The organism is Pseudomonas sp. 22526, from assembly GCF_052044735.1.
GTDB classification, from domain to species: Bacteria; Pseudomonadota; Gammaproteobacteria; order Pseudomonadales; family Pseudomonadaceae; genus Aquipseudomonas; species Aquipseudomonas piscium.
This window is the reverse complement of record NZ_JBQENK010000022.1, coordinates 74,362-94,098: the sequence shown is the minus strand read 5'-3', so window position 1 is coordinate 94,098 and position 19,737 is coordinate 74,362. Positions and strand designations below refer to the sequence as shown.

General features: G+C 63.9%; 15 protein-coding genes. 6 read left to right on the top strand and 9 right to left on the bottom strand.

Features of this window, described 5'->3' with window-relative positions:
- Nucleotides 1-30 precede the first annotated feature (30 nt).
- Nucleotides 31-666, bottom strand: a complete 636-nt coding sequence (locus tag ACTJKT_RS26615; protein ID WP_440789177.1) for a lytic polysaccharide monooxygenase auxiliary activity family 9 protein — start codon at nucleotides 664-666, stop codon at nucleotides 31-33.
- Nucleotides 667-1,046: 380 nt separating this feature from the next.
- Between ACTJKT_RS26615 and ACTJKT_RS26610 the strand changes: the two genes are divergently transcribed.
- The gene (locus ACTJKT_RS26610) at nucleotides 1,047-1,958 is read left to right on the top strand and encodes a LysR substrate-binding domain-containing protein (protein WP_097303703.1); all 912 of its coding nucleotides are present in this window, start codon (nucleotides 1,047-1,049) and stop codon (nucleotides 1,956-1,958) included.
- A gap of 49 nt (nucleotides 1,959-2,007) precedes the next feature.
- Here ACTJKT_RS26610 and ACTJKT_RS26605 read toward each other — a convergent pair whose 3' ends face one another.
- Genes ACTJKT_RS26605 through ACTJKT_RS26570 form a run of 8 tightly spaced genes read right to left on the bottom strand, consistent with a single transcriptional unit; the run spans nucleotide 2,008 to nucleotide 11,063 of the window.
- The gene (locus ACTJKT_RS26605; RefSeq protein WP_440789176.1) at nucleotides 2,008-3,048 is read right to left on the bottom strand and encodes an ABC transporter substrate-binding protein; all 1,041 of its coding nucleotides are present in this window, start codon (nucleotides 3,046-3,048) and stop codon (nucleotides 2,008-2,010) included.
- Between the two features lie 54 nt (nucleotides 3,049-3,102).
- Nucleotides 3,103-4,485 (bottom strand): aspartate aminotransferase family protein, encoded by a 1,383-nt coding sequence (locus ACTJKT_RS26600; protein WP_440789175.1) that lies wholly within the window; start codon nucleotides 4,483-4,485, stop codon nucleotides 3,103-3,105.
- Nucleotides 4,482-5,918 carry an APC family permease gene (locus ACTJKT_RS26595; RefSeq protein ID WP_025808705.1) on the bottom strand — a complete coding sequence of 479 codons (1,437 nt, stop codon included), beginning with the start codon at nucleotides 5,916-5,918 and terminating at the stop codon, nucleotides 4,482-4,484. The genes ACTJKT_RS26600 and ACTJKT_RS26595 overlap by 4 nt, the downstream gene beginning before the upstream one ends.
- Before the next feature lie 57 nt (nucleotides 5,919-5,975).
- On the bottom strand, nucleotides 5,976-7,499 hold the full coding sequence (locus ACTJKT_RS26590) for an aldehyde dehydrogenase (RefSeq protein WP_440789174.1): 1,524 nt from the start codon (nucleotides 7,497-7,499) through the stop codon (nucleotides 5,976-5,978).
- Nucleotides 7,496-8,659 carry an acetylornithine deacetylase gene (gene argE / locus ACTJKT_RS26585; RefSeq protein ID WP_440789173.1) on the bottom strand — a complete coding sequence of 388 codons (1,164 nt, stop codon included), beginning with the start codon at nucleotides 8,657-8,659 and terminating at the stop codon, nucleotides 7,496-7,498. Before argE ends, ACTJKT_RS26590 begins: the two co-directional genes overlap by 4 nt.
- Nucleotides 8,652-9,326 carry a DUF1028 domain-containing protein gene (locus ACTJKT_RS26580; protein WP_440789172.1) on the bottom strand — a complete coding sequence of 225 codons (675 nt, stop codon included), beginning with the start codon at nucleotides 9,324-9,326 and terminating at the stop codon, nucleotides 8,652-8,654. Before ACTJKT_RS26580 ends, argE begins: the two co-directional genes overlap by 8 nt.
- Before the next feature lie 10 nt (nucleotides 9,327-9,336).
- The gene (locus tag ACTJKT_RS26575) at nucleotides 9,337-9,747 is read right to left on the bottom strand and encodes a RidA family protein (RefSeq protein WP_007924833.1); all 411 of its coding nucleotides are present in this window, start codon (nucleotides 9,745-9,747) and stop codon (nucleotides 9,337-9,339) included.
- Nucleotides 9,747-11,063: a flavin-containing monooxygenase gene (locus ACTJKT_RS26570; protein ID WP_440789171.1), complete on the bottom strand. Its 1,317-nt coding sequence runs from the start codon at nucleotides 11,061-11,063 to the stop codon at nucleotides 9,747-9,749. The genes ACTJKT_RS26575 and ACTJKT_RS26570 overlap by 1 nt, the downstream gene beginning before the upstream one ends.
- A gap of 260 nt (nucleotides 11,064-11,323) precedes the next feature.
- On the opposite strand from ACTJKT_RS26570, the gene ACTJKT_RS26565 reads away from it, so the two are divergent.
- The 5 genes from ACTJKT_RS26565 (at nucleotide 11,324) to ACTJKT_RS26545 (ending at nucleotide 19,701) form a co-directional block, all read left to right on the top strand.
- The gene (locus ACTJKT_RS26565) at nucleotides 11,324-12,898 is read left to right on the top strand and encodes a phospholipase effector Tle1 domain-containing protein (protein WP_440789170.1); all 1,575 of its coding nucleotides are present in this window, start codon (nucleotides 11,324-11,326) and stop codon (nucleotides 12,896-12,898) included.
- Entirely contained in the window at nucleotides 12,898-13,554 is a 657-nt protein-coding gene (locus tag ACTJKT_RS26560) for a DUF2931 family protein (RefSeq protein ID WP_440789169.1), read from the top strand. The genes ACTJKT_RS26565 and ACTJKT_RS26560 overlap by 1 nt, the downstream gene beginning before the upstream one ends.
- A 277-nt stretch (nucleotides 13,555-13,831) precedes the next feature.
- A complete protein-coding gene (mexE, locus tag ACTJKT_RS26555; protein ID WP_097303714.1) occupies nucleotides 13,832-15,088 on the top strand; it encodes a multidrug efflux RND transporter periplasmic adaptor subunit MexE in 1,257 nt (418 codons plus the stop codon).
- Nucleotides 15,089-15,103: 15 nt separating this feature from the next.
- A complete protein-coding gene (locus ACTJKT_RS26550; protein ID WP_097303715.1) occupies nucleotides 15,104-18,283 on the top strand; it encodes an efflux RND transporter permease subunit in 3,180 nt (1,059 codons plus the stop codon).
- On the top strand, nucleotides 18,280-19,701 hold the full coding sequence (locus ACTJKT_RS26545; protein WP_440789168.1) for an efflux transporter outer membrane subunit: 1,422 nt from the start codon (nucleotides 18,280-18,282) through the stop codon (nucleotides 19,699-19,701). Before ACTJKT_RS26550 ends, ACTJKT_RS26545 begins: the two co-directional genes overlap by 4 nt.
- The last annotated feature ends 36 nt before the right edge of the window (nucleotides 19,702-19,737 follow it).

The window sequence follows — 19,737 nt, the reverse complement described above, 5'->3', positions numbered from 1 at the left end:
TCCTTCAGAACGTTTGGACAATCCGCAGACTTATTTGAAGTCGACGTCGAAGGCCTGATAGAAGGCGTTGCCGGTATTGGCCACGATCCACATCAGGACAATCACGTGACGTCCCTTTTTATTGGCCGGCAGTTTCACTTCGTGATCGACCTTGGCCTTCAATTCGCCGGCATGGCTGTAGTAAGGCACCTGCGGATAGAAGTCCTCGGCGAAAGGTTTGGCCTCCAGTTGTGCGCGGCTGATGCGCTGCTTCGGATCCCAGCCGTCCTTGGTGATCAGCCAGCGATAGCCACGGGTGGTATGCGGCGCGGTGTACTGCCAGGTCACCTTGAAGATCTGGCCGGGGTCGACGTTAAGCAGCGGCCAGGTGAAGGCGCGACCGAGCTTCTTGCTCATCTCCTCATCGGTGAAGTTGACGCAGTCCCGGGCATCGGCCTTGCCACCGCTGAGGATGAAGCCATCGGCCGGCGGCGCGACGCTTGGGTTGTCCGTGTCGAACGGTGCGGGGAACGGACCTGCAGCCAGGGCCGGGAAGTTCTTGCCGCCTTCCATTTCATTGACCTGCCAGCCGCCCAGCAGGCCCAGGTCGATGGCGACTGAGCCGCGGGAGGCTGGGGATGTGACGCGACCATGGCGAAGCGGCGATTGGGTTTGTGGTTGGTTCATGTTTATTGCTCCATTGATTTAAGAAACTCTCCCTTTCCAAAGGAGAGGTCTTCAAATTAACCGAGCTGGATTTTCTGTCCACGCACCCATTTTTCGTTCTGCATCGCGCTGGCAGAGGAATCGCCCGAAAATACTGGATATATAACCAGCATACCCGTAGTTCTCCTACCCACCTTGAAGTAAAAGTCCTACATGTCCAGGCGGCGCTTGTCAGTGTCATGGGTAAAGCACAAGCCCTCCCTGCCTGCCAACGACACCGGCACACTGAAAACCACTTGCTGGTACCCAGGAAAAATATGCCCACTACCCAGCAAAATCCGCTGCAGCGCCGGCCTGCGGAGCGGGTATCGTGGAGCCAAACAATCAGCCAGAGGTGCACTGTGGCGTCCTATTCCTTGCGTCAATTGAAGTACTTCGTCACCACCGTCGAATGTGGCAGCGTCGCCGAGGCGTCGCGCAAGCTGTATATCGCCCAGCCGTCGATTTCCACGGCGGTCAAGGGCCTGGAAGACAGCTTTGGCGTGCAGTTGCTGATCCGTCATCACGCCCAGGGCGTGTCCCTGACGCCCGGCGGCGCGCGTTTCTACCGCAAGGCCCAGGAGCTGCTGCGCATGGCTCATGAGTTCGAGCAGAACGCCCTGGCCGACAATGACGTGGTGTGCGGGCAGATCGATATCGGTTGTTTCGAGACGGTCGCCCCGCTCTACCTGCCACGGCTGATCGCCGGTTTTCGCCAGCGCTTTCCCGGGGTAGAGATCCGCCTGCAGGACGGCGAGCAGCAGGAGCTGGTGCAGGGTTTGACCGGCGGGCGCTTCGACCTGGCGATTTTCTACGAGCACGACCTGGACAGCACCATCGAGACCGAGGCACTGATGGCACCGCAACGGCCTTATGCCCTGGTGCCGGCCGGGCACCGTTTTGCCGGGCAGGCCCAGGTATCGCTGCGCGACCTGGTCCTGGAGCCGATGATCCTGCTGGATGTGCAGCCCAGCCGCACCTACTTCGTGAGTATCTTCGAGGAGTTGCAGCTGACGCCGAATATCGTCTTCGGCTCGCCGTCGATCGAGATGGTGCGCGGCATGGTCGGTCAGGGGTTCGGCTTTGCCTTGCTGGTGACCAGGCCCCATGGCAACAGCACCTATGACGGCCAGGAAGTGGTCTGTGTGGAAATTGCCGAGGATGTCACCGGTTCCGCGCTGGTGGCCGGCTGGCTGAAACGGGCGCAGCTGACCAAGCCTGCGCAGTTGTTCGTCGATTACTGCAAGGAACAGTTCAAGGCCTGGCTGGCTTGAGGGGGCGAACTTACCAGGAGCGGATTTACCCGCTCCCAGTCAGTCTGTTTCAGCGCGCCGCCCAGGCGTTGAAGCGCTGCTCCAGTTCCTCGCCATGGTCCACCCAGAACTCCGCGTCCACGGCCCGTGCCCCGGCCAGGTTGGCCTCGGCGGTGGGCAGCTGCCGTTGCACCGCCGTCGGCAGCAGCCCCAGCGCGTCACGGTGCACCGGCCCGTAGGGGATCTCCTCGGAGAACACCTTCTGGGTCTGCGGCTGGCTGGCGAAGGCGATGAAGTCTTCGGCCAGCGCCTTGTTCGGCGTGCCCTTGACCACCGCCCAGTACTCCGGGTCGTACAGGCTCTGCGGCCAGACGATGCTCAGCTTCATGCCTTCCTTCTGCGCCGAGGCGATCCGGCCGTTGTAGGCCGCGCTCATCACCACATCGCCGGCGATCAGCCATTGCGGCGGCTGCGCGCCCGCCTCCCACCACTGGATATTGCCCTTGATCTGATCGAGCTTGGCGAACGCCCGGGTCACGCCCTCGGGAGTGCCCAGCACCTGGTACAGCTGGTCCGGCTTGACCCCGTCGGCGAGCAAAGCGATTTCCAGGGTGTACTTGGCACCCTTGCGCAAGCCGCGCTTGCCGGGGAAGTCGGCGACGTTCCAGAAATCCGCCCAAGAGGTCGGCGCCTTGGCCAGCTTGTCCTGGTCGTAGGCCATGACCATCGACCAGACATAGGTGGCCACCCCGCATTCGCTCAGGGTCCCCGGCACGAATTGCGCCGGGTCGCCGAAGCGCGCCGGGTCGAGGCGTTCGAACAAGCCTTCGTCACAGCCGCGCAGCAGCTCCGGACTTTCGACTTCGACCACGTCCCAACTGGTATGGCCGACATCGACCATGGCCTTGATTTTCGACAGCTCCCCGTTGTATTCGCCGGCGACCACGCGTCCTGCGCCGCTGGCGGTGAAAGGTTGGAAGTAGGCCTTGTCCTGGGCCTGCTTGGTGGCACCGCCAAAGGAGATGACGGTGAGGCTCTGGGGTGCGGCCGCAACGCCGGTGCACAACAGGGCCAGGGCAAAGGGAACACAGCAACGCAAGGATCTGGACATGAAGCGGTTCCTCTAATAGGCCGACGCGCCCGCACGCGCCGGCCACTTTTGGGCTTACAGGCGACCGAATTCGCGGGCGGTCCTGTCTACGGCGGTACGGGTCTTGTCGACCAGTTCATCGATGTCGGCGTGGCTGGCCACCAGGGCCGGAGCCATGATCATCCGGCCCAGGGTCGAGCGGATGATCAGGCCCTCTTCGAAGCCGAGGGTGCGGCAACGCCAGGCCATGTCGTTCTCGTTGGCGAAGCGCTTGCGGCTGGCCTTGTCTTCGACGAACTGCAAGGCCGCCACCAGCCCGGCGCCCTGCACTTCGCCAATCAGCGGGTGGTTGTCGAAGACTTCGCGCAGGCAGCGCTGCAGGTAAGGCCCGGTGTCCTGCTTGACCCGGCTGACAATGCCTTCGTCGCGCAGGGCCTTGAGGTTGGCGATGGCCACCGCCGCCGCCACCGGGTGGCCGGAATAGGTCAGGCCGTGGGCGAACACCCCGCCCTGCTCTACCAGCACCTCGGCCATGCGCCTGGACAGGATCAGCCCGCCCATGGGGATGTAGCCGCTGGTCAGGCCCTTGGCGATCGACAGGGTGTCGGGCTCGAAACCGAAGTGCTGGTGGGCGAACCATTCGCCGGTACGGCCGAACCCGCCGATCACTTCATCGGCGCACAACAGCACGTCGTACTGGCGGCAGATGCGCTGGATCTCCGGCCAGTAGCTTTCCGGCGGGAAGATCATGCCGCCGGCGCCCTGGAAGGGTTCGGCGACAAAGGCGGCGACATTCTCGGCGCCCAGTTCGAGGATCTTCTCTTCCAGCTGCCGCGCTGCGCGCAGGCCGAATTCGGCCGGGGTCAGGTCGCCTTCATGGGCGAACCAGTAGGGCTCGTCGATGTGCGCCACGTCCGGGATCACCCCGCCCATGTCGTGCATGAACTTCATCCCGCCCAGCGCCGTGGCGCCGAGGGTCGAGCCGTGGTAGCCGTTCCAGCGGCCGATCATGATCTTCTTCTGCGGCTTGCCGAGGATCTGCCAGTAGCGGCGCACGGTACGGATCAGCACCTCGTTGGCCTCGGAGCCGGAGTTGGTGTAGATCGCGTGGCTGTAGTGCTGGGGCAGCAGACTGAACAGCAGTTCCGACAGCTCGACCACCGCCGGGTGGGTGGTGTGGAAGAACATGTTGTAGTACGGCAGCTGCTCGAGCTGCTGGCTGGCCGCGGCGGCCAGGTCCTTGCGGCCGTAGCCGAGGTTGGTGCACCACAGGCCCGACATGCCGTCCAGGTAGCGCTTGCCGTCGTTGTCCCAAAGCGCCAGGCCTTCACCACGGACGATCACCCGCGGCCCTTCGGCGTTCAGCGCCTTCTGGTCGAGGAACGCATGAATGTGGTGCGCGGCATCCGCGGCCTGGTAGTCGCCGGTGCTGCGGACGGGTTTCACTTGAACGGTCATTGCGAGTCTCCTTGCGGGTTTTTATCGAGGGTGCCGAGCACGCTGGCCAGCGGCTCCGGCTTGAACAGCGGCTTGCCCATCACGCCCTTGATCCACAGCACGGCGATGATCGAGACGATCAGCAGCACGAGACCTGCGTAGGCAAAAATCGAAAAGGTCATCTCCGGGCTGGGCGATACGTTCCAGATCGCAAACAGCATGCCGGCGATGCCGAACAGCTGCGGCAAGGGGTAGAACGGCGTGCGGAACGGCCGCGCCACCTGCGGGTAACGCCGGCGCAGGGCGATGACATTGACGTGGGTGATGATGTAGGCCAGCAACCAGGCCAAGGCCGCCGAGAGCAGCAACTGGTTGATCGCGTCGGCATGGTCGTGCATCAGCAGCAACGGCAGGCCGGTGACCGCGGCAATGAACAGCACCGCCACCCAGGGCGCGCCGGTGCGCTTGCCCTGGCGCTTGAACACGCCGAAGGCCTGGCCGTTGCGGGCCATGCCGAACAGCATGCGCGGGATCGCCGCCAGCGAACTGTTGAGGGTGCTGCAAGTGGCGGTGATCGCGGCGGTCACCAGGAACACCTTGCCGGCCTCGCCGAACACCGTGGTGGCGAACAGGTAATGCGGCAGGCCGTTGCTGGCCAGTTCCGCCTGGGGCACGGTGAGCAAGGCGCCCAGGGCGTACAGGCTGATGATCACGAAGATGATGGTCAGGCCGAGCATCATCGAGCCGGGGATATTGCGCTCCGGGCGCCGGGTTTCTTCCACCAGCGGGCAGACGAACTCGGCGCCGACAAAACCCCAGACCGCCATCGCCGTCAGGGCGATCACTCCCAGGCCCAGGGGATTCCAATGCGCGCTGTCGAACAGCGTCGGGTTGGGCGCGACTATGTCGCTGTTCATCGCGCTCAGGCCCATCACCAGCAACACCACAGTCATTACCACCGCCAGCACCGTCTGCAGGCGGGCGAAGATGTCGATGTTGAACAGGTTGAGCACAGTGAACAGCGCCAGTACCCCCAGGGCCACGGTCAGCGGCGGCATGGAGTGCGGGTAGACCTTGTCGATGATGAATTCCATCAGCAACAGCTCGGCCGACAGGGCGAACATCGCCACCACCACGTAGCCGGAAAAGGTCGCCAGGATCGCCGGGAACTGGCCGATGGCGACCTCGGTGTAGGTGCTCAGGCTGCCGGCGCGGGGGATCATCAGCGCCAGTTCGGAGAACGAACAGGCGTAGCTCAGGGCCAGCAGGTAGGCCAGGCCCAGGGGCACGATAAAGCCCAGGCCGGCAATGCCGACGCCTTGCAGCATCAGCACCATCACGCCTTGTGAAACCACCAGGCCGATGGCCACCGCCAACAGCGCGGTGAGGCCGAGTTTCTTGCGACTCGCAGGCGGCGCCAGGGCGCCGGTTTGCACGCTTGCATTGCTGTTCATCGGGTGCTCCGTCTTGTTGTTTTATTTTTCGGAAGATCGGTGCCGCTTTCCGGGCCCTCAGCCCCGCAGTTGAATCCAGGTGGTCTTCAGCTGGGTGTACTTGTCGAAGGAATGCAGCGACAGGTCGCGGCCAAAACCCGACTGCTTGCCGCCGCCAAAGGGCACCGTCACATCCAGCGCATCGACGGTATTCACCGACACCGTCCCGGCATTCAGCCGCCGGGCCACCCGATGCGCGCGATTGAGATCGTCGGTCCACAGCGACGCGGCCAGGCCATAGATGTGCTCGTTGGCCAGGGCCACCGCCTGGTCTTCGTCATCGAACAGCGTGACCGCCAGCACCGGGCCGAACACTTCTTCGCGGGCCAGGGTCATGTCGGCGGTCACGTCAGCGAAGATGGTCGGCTCGATGAAGTTGCTCGAGCCGTCGAAGCTCAGTTGCCGGCCGCCGCACACCAGTTGCGCGCCCTCGGCCTGGGCCTGTTCGATGTACCCCTTGATGCGCTGCGTCTGCCGCGCATCGACGATGGCCCCTGCCCGGCTCGCCGGGTCAAGCGGATTGCCCGGCTGCCACTGGCGCGCCTTGGCCACCAGGCGCTCGATGAACGCGTCGGCGATCGAGCGCTGCACCAGCAGGCGCGAGTTGGCCGAGCAGACTTCGCCCTGGTTGAAGAAGATGCCGAACGCGGCTTTCTCGGCCGCCAGATCCAGGTCCTGGCAATCGGCGAACACCAGGTTCGGGCTCTTGCCGCCGCACTCCAGCCAGACCTGCTTGAGGTTCGATTGCGCGGCGTATTGCATGAAGTACTTGCCCACCTCGGTGGAACCAGTGAACACCAGGGCATCCACGTCCATGTGCAGGCCGAGGGCACGACCGGCCTCCTCGCCCAAGCCCGGCACCACGTTGAGTACACCTTTGGGAATGCCGGCTTCGATGGCCAGCTCCGCCAGGCGCAGGGCCGAGAACGGCGACTGCTCGGCCGGCTTGAGCACCAGGCTGTTGCCGGCGGCCAGGGCCGGGGCCAGCTTCCAGGCGGCCATGTCCAGCGGGAAGTTCCACGGCACCACCGCGCCGATCACCCCCAGCGGCACCCGGGTGATGGTCGCCAGGACATTGCTGGCGCTCGGCGCTACCTGGTCATAGAGCTTGTCGAGGCTTTCGCCGTACCAGGCGAACACCTGGGCGGCGCCCGGCACGTCGATGTTCCAGGCATCCATCACCGGCTTGCCCATGCTCAGGGAGTCGAGCAAGGCCAGTTCGTCGCGGTGCTCCAGCATCAGCTGCGACAGGCGCAGCAGGATCGCCTTGCGCTCGCTCGGCGCCATCCTCGCCCAGGGGCCCTGCTCGAAGGCACGACGGGCGCTGCGCACGGCCCGGTCGACCTCGACCTCGCCGCAGGCGGCCACCTGGGCCAAGCGTTTCTCGGTGGCCGGGTTGATCACATCGAAGCGCGCGCCGCTCTCGGCCTGGCACGCCTCACCGTCGATAAAGGCACTGTCGATCAGGCGTTGCCGTTGCGCCAGGGCTGTCCACTCGTTGAAATCTTTCACCGCGGATTCCTTGTTCTTATGAGTTGTCATGAAGGGTTGCAGAGGTATTCGGCCAGGCGGTCCATCAGCCGGTCACAGGCCGCCATCTGCTCGACGCTGACGAATTCGTCCGGCTTGTGGCCCTGGTCCATGCTGCCGGGACCGCAGACCACCGCCGCAATCCCGGCCTGATGGAACAGCCCGCCCTCGGTGCCGAAGGCCACGGTGCTGAAGGCCGCGCTGCCACAGAGTTGCGCCACCAGTTGCGCGGCGGCGCTTTCAGGAGCAGTCGCCAAACCTGGATAGGCCGAGATCGCTTCGAAACGGATCGCCGTGTCGGCCTTGATCGCCTGCATCGCCGGCAACAGCTCCTGTTCGGCGTAGCCTTGCAGTTCGTCCACCACCGCCTGGGGCTCGAAGGCCGGCAAGGCGCGCACCTCGAAGTCGAAACGGCAGTCGGCCGGGACGATATTCAGCGCCGTGCCGCCCTGGATCACCCCGACCTGCAGGGTGGAGAACGCCGGGTCGAAACGGGCGTCGTGATGCTCGGGCGCGGCCAGGCGCTGGCCGATCTCCCCCAGCCGGCCGATCAGCCGCGCCGCCTGCTCGATGGCGTTGACCCCATAAGGCGCATAGGCCGAATGACACGGTGCGCCGTGCACATGGCAACGCATGGCCAGCTTGCCCTTGTGGCCAAGCACGGGCTTGAGCTCGGTGGGCTCGCCGATCAGGCACAGCGCCGGTTGCGGAATGCGCTGTGGCAGCACTTCCAGCAGGCTGCGCACGCCGAGGCAACCGACCTCCTCGTCATAGGAAAACGCCAGGTGCACCGGCCGGCGCAGCGGGCTTGCGAGAAACAGCGGCACCGCGGCCAGCACCGAGGCCAGGTAGCCTTTCATGTCGGCGGTGCCGCGCCCGTAGAGCTTGCCGTCGCGCTCGGTCAGGCTGAAGGGCTCCACCGTCCACGGCTGGCCATCCACCGGCACCACGTCGGTGTGGCCCGAGAGCACCACGCCGCCCTCCACCGCCGGGCCGATGCTGGCCAGCAGGTTGGCCTTGGTCCGCTCGGCGTTGTAGATCAGCTCGCAGCTCACCCCCAGGCCGTGCAGGTAGTCGCGGACGAACTCGATCAAGGCCAGGTTCGAATCGCGGCTGACCGTAGCAAAGCCCACCAGCCTGGCCAGCAAGGCGCGGCTGCGCAGCTCACTCATCGCCCGGCACTCCGTAGCTCGGCGCCAGGGTCGGGTTGAGGGCGCGGGTCAGGTAGTCCTGCAGCTGCGGCTCGTAGGCGCTCCAGAGCTTGTGCAACTCGCCGATGGGATTGGCCTCGGCCCAGTCCACCCGCAGGTCGACGATCGGCCAGACCAGCTCGCCGACCACCGACAGCGCCGCCGAATGCACCGCGCCCGCCTCGCCCCCAGCGTCCTGCCCGGCCTGCAGCGCGCTGAGCAGCCGCGCCGCGAGGCAGCCTTCGCTGCTTTCGAAGGCCTCGACCATGTGCTCGATCACTGTGCTGTTGGCCAGCAGGTTGCCGGCCGCCACGCACTGCTCACCGGCCACCGCATTGTTGATGCCCAGTGCATGATTGCCGCTGAACACCGCCGTGCGCCCCTGGGCATCCACCACCGCCACCTGGCGGTACTGGCTGTAGCCGTTGCGGGTCAGTGCCTGGTCCAGGGCCTGCGCGGGTGCCAGGCCTTCGCCCAGGCCGTCGAGCACCTGGGGGCCGAGGGCTGGCAAGGTGATGTTCTGGCTCGACACCGCGCCCACGCCGCTGCGCAGCCAGGGGCAACGAGCGCCGACGGCGATGCTTGAGGAACTGATGGCAATACCCAACTGGCCGGTTTCGGCGCAGCGGCCGACGATGGAGAAAGTCATGGCGAGCTCCTTATTCGGGGATGACCGCGATCACGTCGATTTCCATCAGCCACTGCGGCTGGCCCAGGGCGCTGACCACCAGCCCGGTGGAGATCGGGAACACGCCCTTGAGCCACTTGCCGACCTCCTGGTAGACCGGCTCGCGGTAACGCGGGTCGATCAGGTAGGTGGTGGTCTTGACGATATGGCTGAGGTCGCTGCCGGCCTCCTCCAACAGCTGCTTGACGTTGCGCATAGCCTGCTCGGCCTGGGCCCGCGGGTCACCAAGGCCGACCAGCTGGCCATTGAAGTCGGTGCCGACCTGGCCGCGCACATACACCGTGTTACCGGCGCGCACGGCCTGGCACAGGTCGTTGTCCAGGCTCTGGTTCGGATAGGTGTCTTTGGTGTTGAACATGCGGATGCGGGTATGAGTAGGCATCAGCGGGCTCCCATGAGGCTGGTGGATTCAATGGAGGATTCGCGGTCGGCTTGACGCTGCGCGGCGTCGCGGTAGTCGAAATACAGGCGCTGTTTGACGATGTGCTCGGCGATATGCCGGGCGTCGTGCCATACGCCCCAGATAAACGCCGAGCCGCGGCGCGACAGCCACGGCAGGCCGACGAAATAGACCCCGGGCTCGCTGGACACGCCGCGCTGGTGGCGGGGCTTGCCGTTGTCCTTGAAGGCATCGACCTGCAGCCAGCTGTAGTCCACCGAATAACCGGTGGCCCAGATGATGGTGCCGACGCCGGCCTTGGCCAGGTCGAGTTCGAGGAGCGGCTGGCTCAGGCACGGCGGGTCCGGCAGCATCACCCGGGCTTCGGGCTCCTCCGGCAGGTCCAAACCGTTGCGGGCGATGTAGGCATCGGCGGCGTCGAGCAGCGCCAGGTAGTTTTCGTCGCCGCGGGCAATGTTCTCCGCCAGGTTGGCCTCGAAGCTGACCACCCCGTTATCGAAGGCCTTGGTCAGGCCGACCAGGGTCATGCCCTGGTGGGCCAGCCGACGGAAGTCCACGGTGTGCCCGCCACGGGCGCCGCTGACGGCGATGGTCACGTGCTCCTTGCCCGGCTGCATGGTCTCGGCATCCCACTCGCCGAGCACCCCCAGCCACCAGCAGAAATCACGGTTGCGGTAGGCCCGCGGCGGACGGTCATGGGCCCCGACCGAGAGGTAGACCTGCTTGCCGGCGCGTTGCAGCTCATCGGCGATCTGCACCCCCGAGGAGCCCGCCCCCACCACCAGCACCGCGCCTTCGGGCAGCTGTTGCGGGTTGCGGTAGGCGGCCGAGTGCATCTGCAGCACGCGCTGATCTTGCGGGGCCATCGGCGGGATCACCGGGTACTGGAACGGACCGGTGGCCACCACCACCTGCCGGGCTTCGATCACACCCTCACTGGTATCCACGGTGAAGCCCGGGCGGTTGGCGTTACGCACCACCTTCCTGACTTCGACGCCGGTGCGGATCGGCGCGTTGAATTTGCGCGCGTAGGTTTCGAAGTAGTCGGCCACCTGGTCCTTGCCGGCAAAGGCATCGGGGTCCAGGCCTGCGAATTCCAGTCCGGGAAAACGGTCGTGCCAGGCCGGGCCGTTGGCCACCAGCGAATCCCAGCGGCCGGTGCGCCAGGCTTCGGCGATGCGGTTGCGTTCCAGCACCAGGTGCGGCACGCCCAGGCGGCTCAGGTGTTCGCTCATGGCCACGCCGGCTTGGCCGGCGCCCACTACAAGGGTATCGATTGTTGTTTTATGGGTTGTCATGTCTGCGCCCTGTTGAGTGATCCCACGCAGGCAGCCGTGGGAGGTGTAGGACGCATTCTGGGAGAAGGCGGGAAATGCCGAAATTATGATTTTTGTGGTTGCTAGAGAGCAAAAAACTCTCTGGCTATTTGGGAATTCTGTGCATCAGCCCTACAACAGAATCAGCCCCTGCTCAGCCTCTTGCAGAATCCTCCTAAATCCTTGCCCCGCCATTCCCGGTACGGTTTCCAGCGCCCCTTTCGCCTGAACCAGGACCACCCATGGCCAGCAACGGACCCGGGCCGATGCCCAACCTTCTACGGCCCGCCACCCCCAACCAGCGGCCCACCGAACGCGCAGCAGAAACCGACCAGCCCAGCTACGGCGAACAGCTCTGGGCCCAATACGAAAAGTACGCCAAGGAACCTGCGCCACCGCCCGAAAAGGTCCAGGTGGCGCTGCGCATCGGGGTGTTCTTCGACGGTACCGGCAATAACGCCAGTAACTCGGCTATGGGTCAGATTTGCGGTGCCCAGCACCCTATTGAAGCCCGGGATATCGATGGCAGTTGCAAGCCGTATATGAGCGACCCGGAGAGCAGTTATGGGAATGATGTGAGCAATGTTAAGCGGTTGAGTGATTTGTACTTTTCCAACCGGAAAGTCGAAGGTGGAGAAATTCAAAAGCTAGCCTATCGCTCAATCTACATCGATGGGATCGGCACGCAGGCAGGTGAAAAAGACAGCCTGATCACCTCGGGCACCGGGCGTGGCGACACAGGAATATCTGGATGCGTGCGGAAAGCATTTCGTGCCATTGAGGAACGTATCCGTGAAGTCCACGAAGATAATCCCGAAGGTGAGATTACTTCGCTGACCTTCGATACTTTCGGCTTTAGCCGAGGCGCCGCAGCAGCCCGGCACTTTGCCAATGAAGTCGTACGCTGGCTGGGGCCGCTTGAACTGATTCTGCACGACCACTCCAAGGCCTTCAGCCCTAACTTCAATCGACAGTACGGCCACGATGTCGACATGGGCTTTATCGGCCTGTTCGACACAGTTCCGTCGGTTGCCGGCGTGAGTAATCTGGGTAACGTACGCAGCGCTATTGCCCCGGGCATCAAGCTGCACCTCGACCGTCGCTACTTTCGCTCGGTGGTCCAACTGGTCGCACGCGACGAGTACCGTGCCAACTTTGCCCTGAGCCGGGTCAAACCCGACCATGTGGAGATAACCCTACCCGGTGCGCATTCGGATATCGGTGGCGGCTATCTGGATGAGGTGCAGGAGTGTGTACTGGTCAGCCCGATGCAGGTGCTGGAGGTGCCGATCAATACTGATGTGACCCAGACCTCGATTTATCGGGAAGCGGTACAGACAAGAAAACGCTGGTTAGCCGAGGGTTGGCCCGAACAATGGCTGGAAATCATCACACCTGAACCGATGGTTCTACCGCAGGATTCACAGGACCGCCTCGGCTTACGACAAAAGCGTGTGTATGTCGGTGTACAGCTCAAGAGACCTATGAGCAACAAGCTGGCGAAGGTGTATCTACGTGTCATGTATGAACTGGCCAAGGAGAACGGTGTGCAGTTCGAGGACATCCCAGAAACAACCGAGTATGTGATTCCATTGGAGCTTCAAAAGCTTTGTGACAGGTTTGTCGCTGGTGACTACAGTACGACTCCAGCCGAGGAGACCATGCTCAAGCTGCGCTATATCCATCTCTCGGCTCACTGGAACCACCCGCTTGGCAAACAGGATGGCGGCAGCCTTAAAGTCGTCTACATCAACGCCCCCACGGCAGATGCCGTGCGCGTGCAACACCCTCACGTACCTGACTGGACGCTTTGGTAATGAGAATGTTCATCGCCCTGCTGGGCGCACTGCTGTTGACTGGCTGTCAGACCGACCCACTATCCGGAAAAAACGACCCCAAAGATCCCTGGTGGGAGCTTGGCTTCATCGAGCCGTACTACATGAAGGTCTGGGTCGAGGACAGCGCCGTTGAGGACGTCAACGGCAAACTATTCACTCGTACCGGTGGCGGCTCCGCTGCGGGTGGCGACATGGGTTACGACAAAGAGTGGGCCAGAGGATGGAGTGGTGGAGTTGGAGGCAACGGTAAATCGGTAGTTGGCGCAGACCTTCCCAAGCGAATTTATGTCCGCTGGCAATCCATCGTAGAGCCACAGACTTATCGCGCCTGGCTCGATATCCCGGAAGAAGCCCGAAAAATCATGTGGACCTCGACTAACCGACGCTGCCCGGAGACTCCGCATCAGACTGCCCGCTATATGGCATCAGTCTATTTAGGCCTGGCCCCTGGCGGCATCGTTCAGGTGTGGGTAAGGGATGAATGCCGTCACCCTGTCAAAGTAGCCCGGGCCCAAGCAGAAGTTGAGCCATTAGGACCGGACCAAGGAAAAAACAATGGGCGTTACGCCTATAAGGTCAGCGAGAAGTCCAAACGCTATATAGAGAAATACGGCATCCCCTATGGCAGTTGGTAGGCGGAGCCTTTCTCGAGGAATAATCCTGACTGCCCCATTCAATACTCCATGGCCCGTGATAAGCATTGCCATGCTGGCCTCCCCCACCCTTGCAATCCCGGAAACAATGAAATTCCATTTAAGGAATTGATAGCCCCCTAACGAAAGGTGCATGCTAGAGGGCTTTCATCGCGCTTATATCATTCCGAATGATAGTTACCTTCGGCTCATTCGATTCGTGCGATACAACCCCTGCCGAGCATCATCCGCCCATCTCAAATACATTGGCGGATGATCCATGGAACAGTCACTCAAACACTTACGCTTCCCTCTCGCATTATTGGCTGTGCTGGTGATGAGCGCCTGTGGCAAGGCACCGGAGACGGCCGCCAACATGCCTGCCGCCAAAGTCAGTGTGGCCAAGGTGCTGGAACAACCGGTCAACGAATGGGACGAGTTCACCGGTCGCCTCGAAGCGCCTGAAACCGTACAGATCCGCCCACGGGTTTCCGGCCAGATCGATCAGGTGGCCTTCACCGAAGGCGCCCTGGTGAAAAAAGGCGACCTGCTGTTCCAGATCGACCCACGCCCCTTCCAGGCCGAAGTGCGCCGCCTGGAAGCCCAGTTGCAACAAGCCCGGGCCACCGCCACCCGCAGTGCCAATGAAGCGCAGCGCGGCCAGCGCCTGCTGACCAGCAACGCAATTTCCGCCGAACTGGCCGACACCCGCACCAGCGCCGCCCAGGAAGCCCGCGCCGGGGTCGACGCGATCCAGGCGCAACTGGACGTGGCCAAGCTCAACCTGAGCTTCACCCGGGTCAGCGCGCCCATCAGCGGTCGCGTCAGCCGCGCGGAAATCACCGCCGGCAACCTGGTGACCGCCGACGTCACCCCGCTGACCAGCGTGGTGTCCACCGACAAGGTCTACGCCTACTTCGACGCCGACGAACGTGTGTACCTCAAGTACACCCAGCTCGCCCGCCAGGGCCAACGCGGCCAGACCACCCCGGTCTACCTCGGCCTGTCCAATGAAGACGGCCACCCACACCTGGGCCAGATGAACTTCGTCGACAACCAGGTCAACCCGCAGACCGGCACCATCCGCGGTCGCGCAGTGTTCGACAACAGCGACGGCAGCTACACCCCGGGCCTCTATGCGCGCCTGAAGCTGGTGGGCAGCGGCACCTACTCCGCCGTGCTGATCAACGACGAAGCGGTGGGTACGGACCTGGGCAAGAAGTTCGTGCTGGTGATGGACGCCGACAACAAGCCGGCGTACCGCGCCGTCGAGCTGGGGCCGAAGATCGAAGGTCTGCGCATTGTGCGCAACGGCCTGAACAAGGACGACACCATCATCGTCAAGGGTCTGCAGCGAGCCCGTCCGGGCGCGCCGGTCAGCCCTGAAGTAGTGCCGATGGCCAGCAAGGAAACCCTCGCCGCCCTGGCGCAACAACGACAAGCCCTGGAAGCCAGCAACCTGCCTCAAGTCGCCCCCGCCAAGGGCGCGCCTGAAGCGGCTGCGAAACTGGCCAGCGCTGCGACTCCACGCGGTTAAGGGAAAAGACTCAAGATGAATTTCTCCCAATTCTTCATTTCACGGCCGATCTTCGCAGCGGTGCTTTCGCTGCTGATCCTGATCGCCGGTTCCATCTCGCTGTTCCAGCTGCCTATCAGCGAATACCCGGAAGTGGTACCGCCGACCGTGGTGGTGCGCGCCAACTTCCCGGGCGCCAACCCGAAAGTCATCGGCGAAACCGTGGCCGCGCCCCTGGAGCAGGCCATCACCGGCGTCGAGAACATGCTCTACATGTCCTCGCAGTCCACCGCCGACGGCAAAATCACCCTGACCATCACCTTCGCCCTGGGCACCGACCTGGACAACGCCCAGGTGCAGGTGCAGAACCGGGTGACCCGGACCGAGCCCAAGCTGCCTGAAGAGGTGACGCGCATCGGTATCACCGTGGACAAGGCCTCGCCCGACCTGACCATGGTCGTGCACTTGACCTCGCCGGACAAACGCTACGACATGCTCTACCTGTCCAACTACGCCATCCTCAACATCAAGGATGAGCTGGCGCGCCTGGGCGGCGTGGGCGACGTGCAGCTGTTCGGCATGGGCGACTACTCGCTGCGGGTCTGGCTCGATCCGAACAAGACCGCTTCGCGCAACCTGACCGCCACCGACGTGGTCACCGCCATTCGCGAGCAGAACCGCCAGGTCGCCGCCGGTACCCTGGGCGCCCCGCCCGCGCCGAGCGCCACCAGCTTCCAGCTGTCGGTCAACACCCAGGGTCGCCTGGTGACCGAGGAAGAGTTCGAGAACATCATCATCCGTTCCGGCGAGAATGGTGAAATCACTCGCCTGAAAGACATCGCCCGGGTCGAACTGGGTTCCAACCAGTACGCCCTGCGTTCGCTGCTGAACAACCAGCCGGCGGTGGCGATCCCGATCTTCCAGCGCCCTGGCTCCAACGCCATCCAGATCTCCAACGAAGTGCGGGCCAAGATGACGGAGCTGAAACAGAGCTTCCCGCAAGGCATGGACTTCAGCATCGTCTATGACCCGACCATCTTCGTCCGTGGCTCCATCGAGGCAGTGGTGCATACCCTGTTCGAAGCGCTGATCCTGGTGGTGCTGGTGGTGATCCTGTTCCTGCAGACCTGGCGCGCCTCGATCATCCCGCTGGTGGCGGTGCCGGTCTCGCTGATCGGTACCTTCGCCGTGATGCATCTGTTCGGCTTCTCGCTCAACGCCCTGTCGCTGTTCGGGCTGGTGCTGGCCATCGGTATCGTGGTGGACGACGCCATCGTGGTGGTGGAAAACGTCGAGCGCAATATCGGCCTCGGCCTGAACCCGGTGGAAGCCACCAAGCGCGCCATGCGCGAAGTGACCGGGCCGATCATCGCCACCGCCCTGGTGCTCTGCGCGGTGTTCGTGCCGGCGGCCTTCATCAGCGGCCTGACCGGACAGTTCTACAAGCAGTTCGCCCTGACCATCGCGATCTCCACGGTGATCTCGGCCTTCAACTCCCTGACCCTGTCGCCGGCCCTGGCCGCGGTCTTGCTCAAGGAACACCACGCGCCGAAGGACCGCTTCTCCCGGCTCCTCGAAAAGCTGCTGGGTGGCTGGCTGTTCAAACCCTTCAACCGCTTCTTCGACCGGGCCAGTAATGGCTACGTCGGCACCGTGCGCCGGGTGATTCGTGGCAGCGGCATCGCCCTGTTCCTTTATGCGGGCCTGATGGTGCTGACCTGGTTCGGCTTCGCCCACACGCCGATGGGCTTCGTCCCGGCCCAGGACAAGCAATACCTGGTGGCCTTCGCCCAACTGCCGGACGCCGCGAGCCTGGACCGCACCGAGGACGTGATCAAGCGCATGTCCGACATCGCCCTGAAGCAACCGGGCGTGGAAAGCGCGGTGGCCTTCCCGGGCCTGTCGATCAACGGTTTCACCAACAGCCCGAACAACGGCATCGTGTTCGTGACCCTCAAGCCCTTCGACGAGCGCAAGGACCCGAGCATGTCCGCCGGAGCCATCGCCGGCGCCCTGAACGGCAAGTACGCCGATATCCAGGAAGCCTACATGGCGATCTTCCCACCGCCGCCGGTACAGGGCCTGGGAACCATTGGCGGCTTCCGCCTGCAGGTCGAGGACCGCAGCGGCATGGGCTACGAAGAGCTGTATAAGGAAGTGCAGAACGTCATCGCCAAGAGTCGCAGCGTGCCGGAACTGGCCGGGCTGTTCACCAGCTATCAGGTCAACGTGCCTCAGGTCGATGCGGCTATCGACCGGGAAAAGGCCAAGACCCACGGCGTGGCCATCAGCGATATCTTCGACACCCTGCAGGTCTACCTGGGCTCGCTGTACGCCAACGACTTCAACCGTTTTGGCCGTACCTACCAGGTCAACGTCCAGGCCGAACAGCAGTTCCGTCTCGAAGCCGAGCAGATCGGTCAGTTGAAAGTACGCAACAACAAGGGCGAGATGATCCCGCTGGCGACCTTCATCAAGGTCAGTGACACCGCCGGTCCCGACCGCGTGATGCACTACAACGGCTTCGTCACCGCGGAAATCAACGGCGCGGCCGCACCGGGCTACAGCTCCGGCCAGGCGGAAGCGGCGATCGAGAAACTGCTCAAGGAAGAACTGCCCAACGGCATGACCTACGAATGGACCGAGCTGACCTACCAGCAGATCCTTGCCGGTAACACCGCGCTGTTCGTCTTCCCGCTTTGCGTGCTGCTGGCGTTCCTGGTACTGGCGGCGCAATACGAGAGCTGGAGCCTGCCGCTGGCGGTGATCCTGATCGTGCCCATGACCCTGCTGTCGGCCATCACCGGGGTGATCCTGTCCGGTGGCGACAACAACATCTTCACCCAGATCGGCCTGATCGTACTGGTGGGCCTGGCGTGTAAGAACGCGATCCTGATCGTCGAGTTCGCCAAGGACAAACAGGAAGAAGGCCTCGACCCGCTGGCCGCGGTGCTGGAAGCCTGCCGCCTGCGTCTGCGGCCGATCCTGATGACCTCGTTCGCCTTCATCATGGGTGTGGTGCCCCTGGTGTTCTCCAGCGGCGCGGGCGCGGAAATGCGTCATGCCATGGGTGTCGCGGTGTTCTCCGGGATGCTCGGGGTGACCTTCTTCGGCCTGCTGCTGACCCCGGTGTTCTACGTCCTGATCCGCAACTATGTGGAGCGCAGCGAAGCCCGCAAAGCGACCCGTGCCCTGAAACTGGAGGCGCAACAATGAGTTTGAAAGTCTTCCTGCCGAGCTTGCTGGTACTGGCCCTGAGTGCCTGTGCCGTCGGCCCGGACTACCAGACCCCGACTACCGAGGCGGCCAACATCACGGCCGCCACCGACGGCGCCGCGGGCCAGAAGAATTTCGACCGCGCGCGTTTCGAAGGCATCTGGTGGCAGCAGTTCGACGACCCGGTGCTCAACCAGCTGGTGACCCAGTCCCTGCAGGGCAACCGTGAGTTGCGCGTGGCCTTCGCCCGTCTGCGGGCCGCTCGGGCGATTCGCGACGACGCCAGCAACGATGCGATGCCGACCATCACCAGCCGCGCCAGCAGCGACCTGGCCAAGGGTCAGATCCCCGGCCAGACCACCAGCCGGGTCAACAGCGAACGCTACGACCTGGGCCTGGACATGGCCTGGGAGCTGGACCTGTTCGGCCGCATCCAGCGCAACCTGGAAGCCAGCGAAGCCGACCAGCAGGCCGCCGAGGCCGACCTCTACCAGCTGCAAGTCACCATGATTGCCGAGCTGGTGGATGCCTACGGCCAGCTGCGCGGCGCCCAGCTGCGGGAGAAGATCGCCCTGGCCAACCTGGACAACCAGCAGGAGTCACGCAAGATCACCGAAAGCCTGCGCGACGCCGGCGTCGGCGACCAGCTCGACGTGGTCCGCGCCGATGCGCGCCTGGCCGCGGTAGAGGCCAGCGTGCCGCAACTGCAGGCCGAACAGGTACGCCAGCGCAACCGTATCGCTACCCTGCTGGGCGAGCGTCCGGACAAGCTCAGTGTCGATCTCAAACCCGCGCAGCTGCCGGCGATTGCCAAGGCCCTGCCGATCGGTGACCCGGGCGAACTGCTGCAACGCCGTCCAGACATCCTCAGCGCCGAACGCCAGCTGGCCGCCGCCACCGCGCGGATCGGCGTGGCCAAGGCCGATCTGTTCCCCCGGGTCAGCCTCAGTGGTTTCCTCGGCTTCACCGCCGGCCGTGGTTCGCAGATCGGCTCCTCGGCCGCCAATGCCTGGGCCCTGGGCCCGAGCATTACCTGGGCGGCCTTCGACCTGGGTAGCGTGCGTGCCCGTCTGCGCGGCGCCAATGCCGATGCCGACGGCGCCCTGGCGACCTACGAGCAGCAAGTGCTGCTGGCCCTGGAAGAGTCGGAAAACGCTTTCAGCGATTACGGCAAGCGTCAGCAACGCCTGATCTCGCTGATTCGCCAGAGCGAGTCGAGCCGCGCCGCGGCCGACCTGGCGGAAATCCGCTACCGCGAAGGCACCGTGGACTTCCTGGTGCTGCTCGACGCCCAGCGCGAACGCCTGGCCGCCGAAGACTCCCAGGCCCAGGCCGAGGTCGACCTGTACCGTGGCATCGTCGCCATCTACAAGGCCCTGGGGGGTGGCTGGCAGCCTGAGACGGTCGCCAGCAAGTAAGGCTTCAACCGAGCTCCTTTGGTTGGCCGCAACCAA

Bases quoted from the DNA above. Each gene is read 5' to 3' on its own strand.
- ACTJKT_RS26615 (WP_440789177.1), bottom strand. From the start codon at position 666: ATGAACCAACCACAAACCCAATCGCCGCTTCGCCATGGTCGCGTCACA.
- ACTJKT_RS26605 (WP_440789176.1), bottom strand. From the start codon at position 3,048: ATGTCCAGATCCTTGCGTTGCTGTGTTCCCTTTGCCCTGGCCCTGTTG.
- ACTJKT_RS26600 (WP_440789175.1), bottom strand. From the start codon at position 4,485: ATGACCGTTCAAGTGAAACCCGTCCGCAGCACCGGCGACTACCAGGCC.
- ACTJKT_RS26595 (WP_025808705.1), bottom strand. From the start codon at position 5,918: ATGAACAGCAATGCAAGCGTGCAAACCGGCGCCCTGGCGCCGCCTGCG.
- ACTJKT_RS26590 (WP_440789174.1), bottom strand. From the start codon at position 7,499: ATGACAACTCATAAGAACAAGGAATCCGCGGTGAAAGATTTCAACGAG.
- argE (WP_440789173.1), bottom strand. From the start codon at position 8,659: ATGAGTGAGCTGCGCAGCCGCGCCTTGCTGGCCAGGCTGGTGGGCTTT.
- ACTJKT_RS26580 (WP_440789172.1), bottom strand. From the start codon at position 9,326: ATGACTTTCTCCATCGTCGGCCGCTGCGCCGAAACCGGCCAGTTGGGT.
- ACTJKT_RS26575 (WP_007924833.1), bottom strand. From the start codon at position 9,747: ATGCCTACTCATACCCGCATCCGCATGTTCAACACCAAAGACACCTAT.
- ACTJKT_RS26570 (WP_440789171.1), bottom strand. From the start codon at position 11,063: ATGACAACCCATAAAACAACAATCGATACCCTTGTAGTGGGCGCCGGC.
- ACTJKT_RS26565 (WP_440789170.1), top strand. From the start codon at position 11,324: ATGGCCAGCAACGGACCCGGGCCGATGCCCAACCTTCTACGGCCCGCC.
- ACTJKT_RS26560 (WP_440789169.1), top strand. From the start codon at position 12,898: ATGAGAATGTTCATCGCCCTGCTGGGCGCACTGCTGTTGACTGGCTGT.
- mexE (WP_097303714.1), top strand. From the start codon at position 13,832: ATGGAACAGTCACTCAAACACTTACGCTTCCCTCTCGCATTATTGGCT.
- ACTJKT_RS26550 (WP_097303715.1), top strand. From the start codon at position 15,104: ATGAATTTCTCCCAATTCTTCATTTCACGGCCGATCTTCGCAGCGGTG.
- ACTJKT_RS26545 (WP_440789168.1), top strand. From the start codon at position 18,280: ATGAGTTTGAAAGTCTTCCTGCCGAGCTTGCTGGTACTGGCCCTGAGT.